Below are 13,667 nucleotides of genomic sequence, written 5' to 3'. Positions count from 1 at the left end.
TGCCAGCTGTTTTTTCATACAGGCAAATACCTCCTCTCTCCCCAGGGTTATGAAGTAGCGCTCCACCAAAAAACTCGGGGAAGTTTTTTGGTGACAGTCCTATACCTCTTCGGCATAGGCCCAGCACAATCCTACGAGAATCGGATTGTGCTTCGGCGACAATCCCTTTCCTCCTGCATCATTGGCCTCTCGCACCTTTGCAGGAGTACTCTTGATGTGTCGCACCTCTACCTCAACTCATTGCGAGATGAGGTACCGTTATTCGTTTTGTATTATTATAACACAGAGATGGATTATGTCAATTTAATTTTTTGTAGTAGTCTCAGGGGACTATATCAAAAGGTTAAAAAAATAACAAAACTCTGTCAATTTAAATACGCTATTGGCAAAATGTGAAGCAGAGGTGGATGTATAAGGAGTTATGTTTCGGAATTATAAATCGTAGACAACTTTTTATCCTTTACATTATAATTTACGATTATAATTTGAACGGGAGAAAAATTCCGTGTATAGACTTGCAGTATATCTTCTTCAGAAATCCACTTTGCCATGTAAAAATTAAAGCCATCCACGGTTATTTCCTCAAATGTACCATTTGAAGAATAAACTCGTGTAATATTTCCGTCAACTACCAATAATTTGCTGCGATCAGGAGACGCATTGTAATAAAAAGTATTTTCAGATATCCTAACCGGGTATGAAACCATCTTACTTTTACTTTTATCAAAAATTTTCGCATCCTTTTCTCCTGTAAAAACTGCATAATCCCCGGATATTCTAAATAATTTATATTTTTCACCTATATTTTCAACAGCATAAGAATTTACAAAATTAAATGAACATATTTTCCCATCATTAAAATAGTAAATTTCGCCTTCTTTTTCCCCTATTAAAATCCCTTCTATAGGAAGCTTTTCAATTTCCTTAGTACTCAGCTTTATCAAGTACTTTTCTTTTCCGTCAATCAGGATATTATTTCCCTCGGTTATAAAAATATTACTGATATTTTCTTTGCCAAAAGGAATATTTTCTATGCTGCCCGTGTGTACATCATAAATCTCCATATTTTCCCCATTCCTTGCCGCCATTATAAAATAGGCGGAATCCTTTGACCAACAGTAAAGGGTTTTGCAATTGTTTTTCTTTGCAATAACCTTTACCTGCCCCTCACCTAAATTGCAAAAATATACATCAAACTCACGATTCAGGACATCCGTTTCTGCGCCCCCATTGTTTATTACAACATAATTGCCATCCGGGCTAACAAAAAAATTTGTGACTACAGAACCCTGGACGTGATCGGCATCTATTTTGGTTAAATCTATGTGGCATGAGAATTTTTTTGAACTAATATTGAATTTAAAAAGATGTGCATAATTATGAAATATAATGTTATTTTCGTCCGCATAGTCAACGATCCATCCAGAGACCCCTATAATTTCGTTTTTTAAGTTATTTATTATCAACTCTTCAATTACATCGGCTTTTACCTGTATTACATCTTTTAATTCCTTTTCTCGAGCTTTATTCATATTTATAGCTGTTCTATCTTTGCAGCCATACAACAGCAAAGTAAAACATAGCATAAGTAAAAAATACATTATCCTTTTAAAACTCACAATATAACCCCCTTTATCAAAAAATATCACCCCGCAGACAACATGTTTTCTATTTCCTTCAACAAACCTGGCTTATAATAATATTTTCCTTGATATTTAAATCCATCTTCATATATTTCAACATCAATTGCATCGCCATCTATATAAAATTTCACAATCATTTCCGGCCTCATCCCGGTCCCAATTCCATTCCCTTTCAATTCCCCATCCCTTAATATCCTCACAAAATGGTTTTTCCTTGCGGTATAGTCTCCCTCTATCAATTTATCCTTACTCGAAGATACTTCTACCCTTTGAGCATTAAAAAGGTAGGATACGATCTCTTTATTATCAATCCGTCCAACGGGCAAAATTTTTGTCAATGCTTCCCAGATTTCCCCACCCGTATTGTAGACACTAGAGGTTTTCCCGCTTACTGCAAATTGATTTTTATTTATAAAATATATGTGAACATCATCGAGCTGCAGCTGATAGTCGGGAAATTCCGACACTAGCGCTCCTCCGGGATATTCGTCGTCTATCTTTGCCTTTGTCACTAAAAAGGCGTTTTTAAGTTCGTTAATTTGCTCTTTTCTTAGCATAATCTCTTTTTGGGCGTCCACCGCCAACAGTCTTACAAATTTTGCATTTTCCAGGGCATTTAATATAATTTGCTTATCATCCGGTGCATTATTTTTATTTTCTTGAGCCTCTATCCCCGTAATTAGCCACTTACCCTCAATTTTTTCAACGGTTGCTTTAATCATCGTTCTCCACTCCTCACCGGGGACGCTGGTTATTTCCACAATTTCTCCGAAAACCGAGAATTTGCTTTCATTTTCTTTCACTATATCTAGTATATCGATTCTGTCCGGCCAGGGGCTTGAAACGTACCTACCCGGTGCCTTCGTTGGATCCTTTATCCATTGGTTTAAAAGCTCCGGCGCAATAAATCCTCCATAGCTTTGCTTAATAGATTCCCGTAAGATTTCCACAGGTGCGAGTTTACTTACGTCCTTCAACCTTTTACCGAATCCGTGAATAATCTTTATTACCTCAGCGTTTTCTGCAGGCTTAATACTTTTTGCAATTTTTAAAATAACGGCTTCGTCAACGTATCTTGAATCGGCGTAAATATCATAAGCGATTTTTTCTTCCTCAAAAATAAGATACAAATGATTTTCATTTTTTACCGAAGTATCCCCTGATGCCGCGGGCTGGCTTAAATCAAGGTTTATCAAAACGGCCTTCGTATTTAGCCCCTTTATTTCCTTCTGGCTTTTTACCTCCGAATGATTGGGTAAAAAGAGGGGCTGACCGGGTTCGTAGGAAATGATTTGAATTCCCCCTATGGGAGACCTATCTTTTTCAAATATGAGTTCACCGTAAGATATGATCCTTGTTTTTGAGAAGTATTTAAAAATTGTGTTCTTTTGTATTATTAACCCCGGAGTATCGGTATTTATTTTTATATCACCGGGAATATCGAACACTAAGCTTCCGACCTGCACCTCATTTTTAGATACAGGGCCCGTAAGTAAAAATAAGCCAAGAAAAACAAAACATAAAATTCCGGTAATAAAAAATATTACTCTTTTAGTTTTAAATATATCGGCCATGCTTATCATCCTTATTCTACTTTCAATATTTCCTCTTTCATCCACCATACTTACAAGCTTCAGGGATGGTGCGGGCATATTAAAATTTTCAAGAATTGAAATAAGGGTTCTTCCGTATTCCTTTCTTTCATTGTTTTCCAGCAAAACCAGGACTCCCTCATCGGTTGCAATTTCCATGTCCTGACGGATCTTTTTAAAATAATACCATATTAGAGGGTTAAACCAATAAAAAAGCTGTAAAAAAATCAACAGATAATTTACCAGTATATCCTTTCTCTTTAAATGGGAAAGCTCGTGTAAAAATATATACGAAAGTTTTTCCTCTCCCAATTCCAAAAAGGTTGGAGTAATTAATATTTTAGGGCTCAAAAAGCCTACAACGGAAGGAACTTTAATTATATCCTGTACAATTACATCAACGTCCCCGTTGTATTTAATTTTCTCTTTACAATTATTCAATATCTTCTTTAAAGTTAAAGGAACAGTTCTGCCGCTAATTTTCAGCTTTCTATTAAAATTCACGTTTATAAATATCACGAATAACAAAGATAGAATAAAGACGGTAACCCAAATGTAAGAGGCAACGGTACTTATTTTTCTAAAAGAGGCATTATTTACATTTTCGTCATTATTATATTGATTATCGATTGGTAATTGAACACTCTTAGACGGTGACTCCCCTAAAATTAACGATGGCTGCAGGTTGTGGTTAAATTCCGGCTGTATAAAATCAATATTGTAGCTTTTTGAGTATACTGTGTTGAAAAAACTCACCGGTGAAGGGGGCCCAAAAGGTATAAGTAGCTTTATTATAAGTACAAACCAGATTAAATAATGCCAGCGGGGACTAAGTTTGTTTTTCAGAATCCTTTTTATTAATAAAATCATAATCCCTGCAAGGGAAGCGTTTAAAGAGGCTTTTAAAACGGACGTAAATACTCCTGTCATTTTGTCACCTCATCTTCCAAAAGTTTCTTTAACCTTTCTATCTCCTCCACCGATAACTTTTGTCCCCTGACAAAACTGGTAACCATCAGGCTCAAAGAACCGTTAAAAACTTTATCCAAAAATGAACGGCTGGCAAAGGCCTTATACTCGGTCTCATCTATAATAGGTGAATATACAAAGGCTTTGCTCGATAGTTTTTCTGCTTTGACGGCCCCTTTTGCTACCAAGCGATTAAGAAGTGTTTGAATTGTCTTGGGCTTCCATACCTTAACCTTAGTCAATTTTTCTATAATCTGAGAGCTTGTGGCCTGCTTTAATTCCCATAAAACCTTCATTACCTCCAACTCGGCTTCGGAAATTTGAGGAAATTTTTCCATGAAAGTTTACCTCCTTTTAGATTACATTTGTAAGTTTAATTTAATATTACAACTGTAATCCTGTTTTGTCAATATACTCTACCGGCTTTTTACTCTATAATCAATTACGGCAAATTGATATGTCAAAGGCTACACAGGCACCGCCTTCTGAGCGGTTAAAAGCCTTTATGGTACCTCCGTGCGCTTCTACGAGTTTTCTGGCAATATAGAGCCCGAGGCCCATGTGTTCGCCCTCTGAATTTCGTGCACTATCACCTCTATAGAATCTATCGAAGATATGTACCAAATCTTTGGGACTAAAGCCTTTTCCTGTATCGCAAATCCGAAAATATAATCTGTCGTCTTTTATCGTCACATCAATGTTAATGCGTCCAGAATTCGGAGTAAAGCGAATACTGTTCATGACTATATTGTCCAGTATTCTTTCAAGCTTTTCTTTATCTATCAGGCATAATGCCTCACAATGCCTTGTATCGCATACGTTTGTATAAATTTTGATATTTTTCTTTTGGGAAAGAAGCCTGTAACCTTCCTCTTTTTTTAGGATAAAAAATTTTATGTCAACCGGTTCGGGTTCCAGTTTAAAATCAGAAAATTCCAGTTCAGAAACATACCTTATTTTATTAACAAAAGTTGTAATCTTATCAGTACTTTCCTTAATTATGTTTAAATATCTGCAAATCTTGTCGCTGTTTTGCTGGTCACCTTCCATAAGGGCTTCTGCATACCCCTTAATTATGGAAGCCGGTGTTTTAAGGTCATGGGCCAGTGCTTCCAGCATTTCCCGCCTCTGCTGCTCCATCCTCCACTGTAAAATCAGCGATTTTTCAAGCTCGCCCCTCATCTCATTAAATGCTTTACAGAGTCGCCCTAGTTCGTTAGGTGCGTCATAGTCAATGAAGAAATCCAGGTTTTTCTCACATATTTTCTCCGACGCCTTTATGAGCAGATTTAAAGGTTTTACAATATTTTTGTAAAAGATCCTTGAAAACATCCAGGTGCAAAGGATTAAATAAAAAAACGGAGAAAATATGACGGCGAAAAATATAAAGGAAATCCATATTTTATCAAATAGGCTGCGGTAAGTAGGCACCAGCGAGTAGGAAAGGGATACGGCTCCCGCTATTTTCCCTTCCTGATCAATTATCGGCACTAACCGGATGTACTTTCCCTTTAAGCTAAAAGTGGTGTTTAATTTCCTGCATAGCTGTTCCTTATCCCCAATGATTAGCCCTTCATCCGTTCCGTAAATTCTACGGCCAAAATTATCCATAACCTGGTAGGAGATACCTTCGGCGGGAATGATTTTCTCAAGAGCCGCTCGACCTTCGCGGCTTAAGATTGACACGCCGCTTTTTCTTATATGTTCCTCTATTTCGGGAATTTTTTTCTCAAAATAATTGGCCGGGTACATGTTTTTGTATTCGATTTTTTTATACAATACAAAGCCGAAAAAATATGTGGCTATGGTGGCGATAAAACTGAATACAAGTATGAGTATGAAACTGACAACAAATTGAGTCTTTAAAGGCTTTTTTTCCATCATCTTATTTTCTCCCACCTGTAGCCGATACCCCAAACAGTAGAAATATATTCGATGTTTGGCTCGGCTTTGGCAAACTTTGCCCTTATATTTTTCACGTGCTCCGCTACGGTGGAGGAATCCCCTTCTGCATCATAACCCCAGATCTTTTCATAGATCTGATCTTTTGAAAATACCTGGCCGGGGTGCAGGGATAATAGCTCTACAATATCAAACTCCCTTTTTGTGAGCGCAATCAAATTCCCGTTTATCCTTACCTGCCGTTCCTTCAAATCTACCGTGAGATTTTTAAAGTTGATCATTGGCCTTCTGCCACAGGTATTCAGGTATAAAGCCCTATTTTCCCGCCGGAGGTGGGCTTCAATCCTTGCCGTAAGCTCGCCCAGACTGAAGGGTTTTACCACATAATCATCTCCTCCCAGCGCAAGACCCTTAATCCTGTCGGTTTCCGACTGCTTAGCGCTTAGAAAAATAATGGGGCACAAAACCTCATCCCTGATACACCTGCAGACATCGAATCCATCCACCTCCGGCATCATGATATCCAGTATAATTAAGTCCGGCTGTTGTCGAGCTTTTTTAATGCCTTCTTCTCCATTTAAAGCCGTCCACACCGTGTGACCCTTTTTTTCCAGAGAATCCTTTAAAAGGCTGACCAGCTCTTCTTCATCATCGATTATGAGTATTCTGCTCAACCGGCATCACCTCCAGAACACATAATCAATCGTAAGTCTTTCCGCATTCCCATTTATTAAACCACACCAATCCCCCCACCAGCATCATCGTAAAGAAAACCGCAACGGGAATTATACCTTTCAGGCTCTGTTCAAGGATAAAACGTAAAGATTTAAAATGTTGTGGTAGTATCACACCGGGCAAATAAATCCCGGGAAGCATGGACAGGCGCACCGGCCATGCCCATGGAACTAACGGCCACACCGTATCTCCAAGGCTCGAGGCCATTAGAGAAGCTATAAGTACGCCGGCGCAGCCGAGGCCGCAAGATTCACCCATACCCCGGGCAAAGCCAATCCAGATATGAAAAGCAAACAGCGGCATGGCACTGAGCTGCAATATAAAGGCAGCCACAATGAAGATAATCCCATTAACGGGAATATTCAACACATATCTTATACCGATTAAAAGCGTTACCATCCCGATCATCATACTCGTCATCGAAAATAAGGTAATCGTTGCCAGTTTCCCAAGGTAAAGTCTGTTTCGGGGCAGTTTGCTACCCAAAAAACCGTTAAAATCCCCTGCCATTTCTTCTTGGTTTACCACAATTCCAGAAATAATGCCGGATCCCGCCGGAATTACCACTGTAGCCCATACTTCAAAGAAAGCCTGATAAATTTCGGCTTGAATATAAGGAGTAACTTTTTTCAGCGAAAAATACCATGTCAATAATACCGCAAAGGCAACAGGAGTTAAGAACGACAGCCATCTTACCGGAGTGCGCTTTGTTTTCAACCACTCGGCCGATAGTAAGTTTAAAAAAGAAACCCTACCCATCACCACACTTCCTTTCTATTAAACCATATGGCCGTCAAAATTGTGAAGATGGCAAAAGACACGATTGCCGAAGCTATCCCCGGAAGTATCACCGAGGGCTTTAAAAGCGGGTCCCCCGGTTTTAAAAATATGCCATTGGGGTGAACCCCTATTATGGGGCACATCAGCCGGATGGGGCGACTCCACGGCACAAATATCCAGTAAGTTTTAGGTGCTGCCAAAATTCCTGCTAATAAGCCTATAAATCCCAGAGCCACACTGGCAACGGTGCCCTTTTTCATGGCCACCCATAGCTGCACCGGTATCAAGTCCAGGGAGCTTACCCAAAGCATAAAACCGCCTGCTAAAATTTTAAACCAGGGTATGCTTTCTTTCGCTATCAAGAGTCCCGATAAAAAGGTGGTCAAAATGAGGACTGCTGTGGCAAGCCCTGTATTAATAACCATCACCAGAACCTTGGCTGCCCACAGGGCCGGCAGCGAAACATTGCGTATGAGCAGGTTCTGGTAATCACCCGCCTTTTTCTCCTGAAACTGCACCAGTGCAGCAAACAAGGCAGTACCTATGGGTATAAATACCACTGACCACCAGTTGTAAACCTGGCCGAGAAGCAACTGCCACGTTTTCATAAAGCCATCAGGTATGAATATTTCTTGGAGCAGTACCATTAATATAAAAATCAGCGGTCCCGATGTTACGAGGCGCCTTGAAAATGTCCTTCTGTATTTGAGATACTCTGCTTGTATTATGGCGATCATTTTTTATCCTCCTCAATGTTTAAAATTTCCATAAAAAGGGACTCGAGGTCTTCGTCAGGGTTTATCTTCCCCTGATATTTCAGCCGACCTTCGCTGAGAATTCCTATATAATCTACAACCTGCGATACTTCCTTTAGTATATGACTTGAAATAATCACCGTGATACCCCTTTTTGAAAGCGAGCGGATCAATCCCCTAAATTCCTGAATACCAACAGGGTCGATGCCATTGGTTGGCTCATCGAGAATTAGCAGCTTTGGCTCTCCCAACAAGGCTATTGCTATACCTAAACGCTGTTTCATTCCCAATGAAAATTGAGACGCCAATTTTTTGCAGGAATCTTTTAAACCAACAGTGTCAAGCACTTCATATATAACGCTCCCGGGCAATCCCATCAATTTTGTATGAACCAGAAGGTTTTCCTCCGCGGTGAGGTTCCCATAAAGGGCCGGAGATTCTATTAACGCTCCTATGCGCGAAAGGTGCTTTCTCTGCCAGGGCTCACCGAAGACAATTATTTCTCCCCCATCGGGATGCAACAAACCCGTCAGCAGCTTTAAAATCGTTGATTTGCCCGAACCATTAGGCCCGATGAGACCGTATATAGACCCTGCCGGAACGCGCAGTGAGACATCTTTAACCACTAACTGCCCATGGTAGTATTTTCTAAGATTTTTGGTTTCAATAATATACTCTGCCAATCTTACCATCCTTTCTATCGAAATTTCGGAAGATTTACAGGATTTAGCCGCACTTAAAAGGAGTTTAATCATTTTTTGAAAATTACTCTTATTTTTATATAGATAATAACCCGAATTAATAAAGAATTTATAAAGTTATAAAGCAAAAAAGTAAAAACGCCACCATACAAAAGTGGCGTTTGCATTTTTAACGACCCCCTTTATCTCACCATTTAAATTTGTAGCATTATATGGATAAGTGGTAGTAAAAAATTGGGGATTTTACTCCAGCTTAAGTTTATATATTCTCCCTATTGACCCGTATTCTTCATGGTATTTTTCTTCTCCACAAAATACGTAAAGCGATTTTTCATTTTCGTCAGCAGCTATTATCGACGCAGAACCTTCTAAATTAACTCCTGAAATTAAAGATTTTCTTTCTTCAAGGATTTTATATTCAGCAATTAGGTTGCCATCAATATCAATCTTTTTTATATCCCCATAGCTTCCAAGATATACATAAAAATCTTGTAACTTTAAAAACTCACTATTTGTATAACCCGCCAATAAGATTGGATATTTTAAGGTGTCCCACAATATGTTACCTTCATAATCAGCCGCAAAAAGTGCCCATACAGCTGATAGTCTATCAAAACAAGTATAACATGTTGCGTATATACGATTCCTTTTAGGGTCGCCTTTTACATGCACCAAGCCAAACTGTCTTGGTATTTCAATAATTTTTTTCTCCTTGCCGTTCGCATCAAGTAATATTACCGCACCGCCCACGGTTGAGTTTATTTCATCCATAGGAGGTTCTTGTTCTTCGGGATTTGTAGAATTCCATCTTTTCATTTCTTTTGGATCATTAGCTGCCAAAAGTACGTTATTTTCATCGTCCGCTGTTATGTAATTTATATTTGTATATTTGCTATGACTATATTGCCATCTTATTTCCCCCGAATCAGCGTCAATTCCATAAACTGGATTGGTTGGATCAATAAAGGCTGAGGCTACTATCGTTCTTTCGTCTTTTGTAATGATAAGATCGCTTACCGGATGATCTTCCCCGGATGTTTTAGATCTTCCAACGGTTGTTGCCCATAAAACTTTTCCATTATCATCAACACAGTAAACTTTTCCATCGGGTGCCCCGAAATAACAACGTCCTTTTTTTGTAAATATAAATGGAGGTACCATTCTAATAGCATAATTACCCATACCAAAGGAAATATGATTTTTCAACTTACCTTCATAGGATAAAACCCATACTTGCAAATTTGGAAGGTCCATCAAGTAAATATCATTATTATTCGGATGGACCCCTATTTGAACGATATCGGAGCCTTCCGGCAATTCATAGTTCCACAATTCTTTTCCACTTTTAGAATCTATTGCAGTGAGCCTACCCTCAAAATAATTGGTATAAACGACATTTCTATCATTACTTAAAGCTATATCAATTAGATCTGATGGACGATGTTTCATATTATTTAAATCTTCCGGGTACCTCCATTGGAAGTAGCTTTTATTGTTGTTTTTCTCTGCCGAAAGCGTTTTTGAGTCACTTTCTTCAACGTGTTCTATAATCGAAGGTTGTTGTACTTCGCAACCCGTAACAAAAAAAAGAAAAATTGCTAATAAAAATACTTTTGCAATTTTATGCATTTCCCTCACCTTCTTTTATTTCTCAAATATGGTTATTCTATCCAGGTCGTCTAATGTAGCTCCTTTTATATTATCTGAAAAATAGATATTTTTGCCATATCTTGTACCCGGGTCATGAATTTTAAAAGACCAATCGTACATTGTGTTCTTCTTCAAAAAACTTTTTTTTACGGGTGGTGTATCTCCAAAAAATTCCTTTAATTCCTCATCAGTCAAGGGAACAATTTCATCCTTAGTAACAGTTTTTGGGTCTTTATTTATTATAACATGCTCATTTATTTTAATATCTTTATCAATAGAAACAGGGCCTATAATCTCCGAGCTAACAAAAGTAACAAAGTGTCCAGGAATTCTTCCGATTGGATGTTTCCCTGCATCAAGATATTTTGGATAAAAACACATAATATGCAGAATGTATATTTTAACTCATTCTGCAGAAACTTTAGCATAAGCTCTCTTCCCATTTATCCTTAACTCGAAATAAAGCGTATCTTTATATTGATGGAAAATCTTTTTTTCTTCTTCCGAAAGTTTATTATAATGCTTCATCAAAACTCCTCCTTCATCAAATATTCTTTCACCAGGTTTTAACTTTAAATACCTATGAGGAGGATAGAATTCATCTTCCAAACCAGCTATGATTATTTTACTTAATTCTGGGGGAACAAATTTTTTATAATTTATTTTTATCGGTTCATTAGAAATATTATATATTCTAAATCCATATATCAAATTGCATAGCTCATCATCCGGGCCGCCTTCCACCGTGGTATGATCGAAAAGCAATCGAGATTTATACATTTCAATTCTTACGTATTTTTCATAATCTATCTCACTTTCCCCTGAATTTATTCTGTCTATCACAAAATCAACATCCGGAAGAAAAGGAGTGGCAAAATATTTGCATCCAGTTAAAAATAAAAAAGAAAAAAGAATATGAAAGATGATAAATTTCTTAATATGTTTCATAATACGTTCTCCCCATCTTTCATGCTTCATATGCCAATTGACTTAACACATTGTATTTCATATAGTTTGGAGCCTTTGCTATAACTTCAGGAGGATAGCCATTTTGATGAGTATAATGTTCATCTCTATGTCTAAACTCTCCAATTTTTGCATCGAAATACCATATTCCATAGTACTTATAATAATATCTGCTTAAACTATAACCAATATATTTCCATGTTTTACTATAATCCCAGACATAAAGATCGTGATAAAAATCTCTATATGTATACTTCGTTTCAACTTCGACCCTCTTATAAGGATCAATATTCGACAAATCCGTATAAATAGCCTTTAACGCCTTGTATATTTCTTCACCTTTTCTGTATATATCCCCAAGACCAGGCACTGCCTTAATTATCAATTCAATTGGATTCAAACCATGCCAGTACAGCCTTTTATGCTTTTCTATTTCGTAAATAGATGATTAATAAAATAATTGTAATCTCTCCACATAAAATTGCTGCTCCTACTTTCTGCTGCAAATGTATAACCAACGGTTCATAATTAGAGCCGGTAAAGAAAAGTTTGTCGCTACACAACCAGTCAATCAAAAACGCAGAAAATAATCTGGTACCGGATAAAATAACCATTGCAATCAATAAATATTTCCAAATCTTATATATCTTTTTGTCGGCCTTATTAAAAAATAAAGCAAATAACGCTGCGATAAATAGATTAATACAAAACCTATAATAATCTTGTTTCGTGACAATGTTTCTATTGCCAAATATCAATTCTAAGTATTGTCTTAATTCGACGATAAAATATAACCCTACTCCAATTGCAGGAGTTAATATCAATACTCCTCTTAAACCAACAAGCCAGTTTTTTTTCATTATTAACTTTACTCCTTGAAGTATAAAAGAATTCCCCAATTAAAAAATGGGGGCAATTCAAAAATAGTTACAATTCAAAAACAGTTACTCGGGCTGTATTATATGTTTTGGATTGAGACTGGGTTGTGAAGTATATTCAGCTATTTTCCATTTACCGTCAACTTTCACTAAGGTTGCTTTAATAGTTGACTTACCTTCCATTCGATCAATATAATTTTTCCCATCGCGGGTTATTCTGTCGACAAAATATTTTTCTACCACAGCAGTTACATATGCCTTATCACCGGATATAGACAGGTCTGTTATTTCAACATTCGATACTCCGCTATCAATTTGATCTGGGCCATCAACTACTCTCTCTAATTGGTTTTCTACCCAACTTTTTGATAAGCGTTGTGCTAAATCATCTGTAAAAAGTTCTTGTAAAGCTCTTTTCCCATTATTCATGAGTGCCACTCTATTTTCGGCCAATGTCTTGTTCCTGTGATGCGATCTTGCCTGGGTATACACTTTACCTGGCAATTCCACAGCTTGTTTTATAACTTGAGCAATGTTTTCTCTTTCTTTTGCACTAGGAACTTCAGCTTGTATTAATGTAACAGCCTCAATAACCGACACCAGCAAGAATACTATTACAAATAATTTGTTCTTAATAAGCATATCCACCCTCCTTTACCCTAGAAATTTAAGTATAACGTTACGGGATATATATTAGTAGTTTCTCTATCTTCATTGTAATAACTCAGAGACCAAATGGCATGATATCTATTTGTCGTATGTTGATCTACTAACGCACCAGAATATCCGGAGTTTGGATCTGTCCCATTTGCTACATATATCGATACATGATTAATTTCGCCATCTCCTTCCCAATCATAAAAGAGTAAATCGCCTATTGAGATTTCGTCTGGATAGGGATCTGAAGTAGTGCCTGGATACGGATAAGTCCTAGCTTTTGCGCCCCTACGTGGATTACTATCAAGAACAATGAAAGAATATAACTTTTTAGCAACAGACCATGTGTGGGAATATTTATCATCAGATGTTGAACTAGTACCTTTGTTATCGTAATACCATGCGTATGGACTTGTTACATCTATTCCAAAGTTGGCAA

General features: G+C 37.5%; 15 protein-coding genes and 1 riboswitch. All 15 genes read right to left on the bottom strand.

What is annotated here, in order from left to right:
- Nucleotides 1–47: 47 nt before the first annotated feature.
- Nucleotides 48–238, bottom strand: a riboswitch (Lysine riboswitch).
- A 181-nt stretch (nucleotides 239–419) separates the two neighbouring features.
- Nucleotides 420–1,619, bottom strand: a complete 1,200-nt coding sequence (locus tag BUB66_RS08910; protein ID WP_073257704.1) for a hypothetical protein — start codon at nucleotides 1,617–1,619, stop codon at nucleotides 420–422.
- Nucleotides 1,620–1,645: 26 nt separating this feature from the next.
- A complete protein-coding gene (locus tag BUB66_RS08905) occupies nucleotides 1,646–4,165 on the bottom strand; it encodes a M56 family metallopeptidase (RefSeq protein ID WP_073257702.1) in 2,520 nt (839 codons plus the stop codon).
- Nucleotides 4,162–4,542: a BlaI/MecI/CopY family transcriptional regulator gene (locus BUB66_RS08900; protein ID WP_073257700.1), complete on the bottom strand. Its 381-nt coding sequence runs from the start codon at nucleotides 4,540–4,542 to the stop codon at nucleotides 4,162–4,164. Before BUB66_RS08900 ends, BUB66_RS08905 begins: the two co-directional genes overlap by 4 nt.
- A 100-nt stretch (nucleotides 4,543–4,642) precedes the next feature.
- Nucleotides 4,643–6,088, bottom strand: coding sequence for a HAMP domain-containing sensor histidine kinase (locus BUB66_RS08895; RefSeq protein WP_073257699.1), 1,446 nt, complete (start codon nucleotides 6,086–6,088; stop codon nucleotides 4,643–4,645).
- Nucleotides 6,085–6,780, bottom strand: coding sequence for a response regulator transcription factor (locus tag BUB66_RS08890; RefSeq protein ID WP_068747285.1), 696 nt, complete (start codon nucleotides 6,778–6,780; stop codon nucleotides 6,085–6,087). Before BUB66_RS08890 ends, BUB66_RS08895 begins: the two co-directional genes overlap by 4 nt.
- A gap of 25 nt (nucleotides 6,781–6,805) precedes the next feature.
- Entirely contained in the window at nucleotides 6,806–7,600 is a 795-nt protein-coding gene (locus tag BUB66_RS08885; RefSeq protein ID WP_073257697.1) for a lantibiotic immunity ABC transporter MutG family permease subunit, read from the bottom strand.
- A complete protein-coding gene (locus tag BUB66_RS08880) occupies nucleotides 7,600–8,358 on the bottom strand; it encodes a lantibiotic immunity ABC transporter MutE/EpiE family permease subunit (protein WP_073257693.1) in 759 nt (252 codons plus the stop codon). Before BUB66_RS08880 ends, BUB66_RS08885 begins: the two co-directional genes overlap by 1 nt.
- Nucleotides 8,355–9,059: a lantibiotic protection ABC transporter ATP-binding protein gene (locus BUB66_RS08875; protein ID WP_073257819.1), complete on the bottom strand. Its 705-nt coding sequence runs from the start codon at nucleotides 9,057–9,059 to the stop codon at nucleotides 8,355–8,357. The genes BUB66_RS08880 and BUB66_RS08875 overlap by 4 nt, the downstream gene beginning before the upstream one ends.
- A gap of 261 nt (nucleotides 9,060–9,320) precedes the next feature.
- Entirely contained in the window at nucleotides 9,321–10,706 is a 1,386-nt protein-coding gene (locus BUB66_RS08870) for an outer membrane protein assembly factor BamB family protein (protein ID WP_073257691.1), read from the bottom strand.
- Between the two features lie 15 nt (nucleotides 10,707–10,721).
- On the bottom strand, nucleotides 10,722–11,108 hold the full coding sequence (locus BUB66_RS08865; protein ID WP_073257688.1) for a hypothetical protein: 387 nt from the start codon (nucleotides 11,106–11,108) through the stop codon (nucleotides 10,722–10,724).
- A 24-nt stretch (nucleotides 11,109–11,132) separates the two neighbouring features.
- Nucleotides 11,133–11,570 carry a hypothetical protein gene (locus tag BUB66_RS08860; RefSeq protein WP_198409424.1) on the bottom strand — a complete coding sequence of 146 codons (438 nt, stop codon included), beginning with the start codon at nucleotides 11,568–11,570 and terminating at the stop codon, nucleotides 11,133–11,135.
- A gap of 124 nt (nucleotides 11,571–11,694) precedes the next feature.
- Entirely contained in the window at nucleotides 11,695–12,093 is a 399-nt protein-coding gene (locus BUB66_RS08855; protein ID WP_198409423.1) for a hypothetical protein, read from the bottom strand.
- Between the two features lie 19 nt (nucleotides 12,094–12,112).
- Entirely contained in the window at nucleotides 12,113–12,553 is a 441-nt protein-coding gene (locus BUB66_RS08850; RefSeq protein ID WP_073257684.1) for a hypothetical protein, read from the bottom strand.
- Nucleotides 12,554–12,637: 84 nt separating this feature from the next.
- Nucleotides 12,638–13,213 (bottom strand): nuclear transport factor 2 family protein, encoded by a 576-nt coding sequence (locus tag BUB66_RS08845; protein WP_073257682.1) that lies wholly within the window; start codon nucleotides 13,211–13,213, stop codon nucleotides 12,638–12,640.
- A 17-nt stretch (nucleotides 13,214–13,230) separates the two neighbouring features.
- Nucleotides 13,231–13,667, bottom strand: a 437-nt coding sequence (locus tag BUB66_RS08840) for an amidase domain-containing protein (RefSeq protein WP_188092891.1), incomplete at its 5' end; no start/stop codon positions are given.

It is taken from the genome of Caldanaerovirga acetigignens (assembly GCF_900142995.1).
Classification (GTDB): Bacteria; Bacillota; Thermosediminibacteria; order Thermosediminibacterales; family Thermosediminibacteraceae; genus Fervidicola; species Fervidicola acetigignens.
The sequence above is the reverse complement of the archived record's forward strand: the minus strand, read 5'-3'. Positions and strand labels throughout refer to the sequence as shown.

Bases quoted from the DNA above. Each gene is read 5' to 3' on its own strand.
- BUB66_RS08880 (WP_073257693.1), bottom strand. From the start codon at position 8,358: ATGATCGCCATAATACAAGCAGAGTATCTCAAATACAGAAGGACATTT.
- BUB66_RS08905 (WP_073257702.1), bottom strand. From the start codon at position 4,165: ATGACAGGAGTATTTACGTCCGTTTTAAAAGCCTCTTTAAACGCTTCC.
- BUB66_RS08845 (WP_073257682.1), bottom strand. From the start codon at position 13,213: ATGCTTATTAAGAACAAATTATTTGTAATAGTATTCTTGCTGGTGTCG.
- BUB66_RS08900 (WP_073257700.1), bottom strand. From the start codon at position 4,542: ATGGAAAAATTTCCTCAAATTTCCGAAGCCGAGTTGGAGGTAATGAAG.
- BUB66_RS08865 (WP_073257688.1), bottom strand. From the start codon at position 11,108: ATGTGTTTTTATCCAAAATATCTTGATGCAGGGAAACATCCAATCGGA.
- BUB66_RS08885 (WP_073257697.1), bottom strand. From the start codon at position 7,600: ATGGGTAGGGTTTCTTTTTTAAACTTACTATCGGCCGAGTGGTTGAAA.
- BUB66_RS08895 (WP_073257699.1), bottom strand. From the start codon at position 6,088: ATGATGGAAAAAAAGCCTTTAAAGACTCAATTTGTTGTCAGTTTCATA.
- BUB66_RS08850 (WP_073257684.1), bottom strand. From the start codon at position 12,553: ATGAAAAAAAACTGGCTTGTTGGTTTAAGAGGAGTATTGATATTAACT.
- BUB66_RS08870 (WP_073257691.1), bottom strand. From the start codon at position 10,706: ATGCATAAAATTGCAAAAGTATTTTTATTAGCAATTTTTCTTTTTTTT.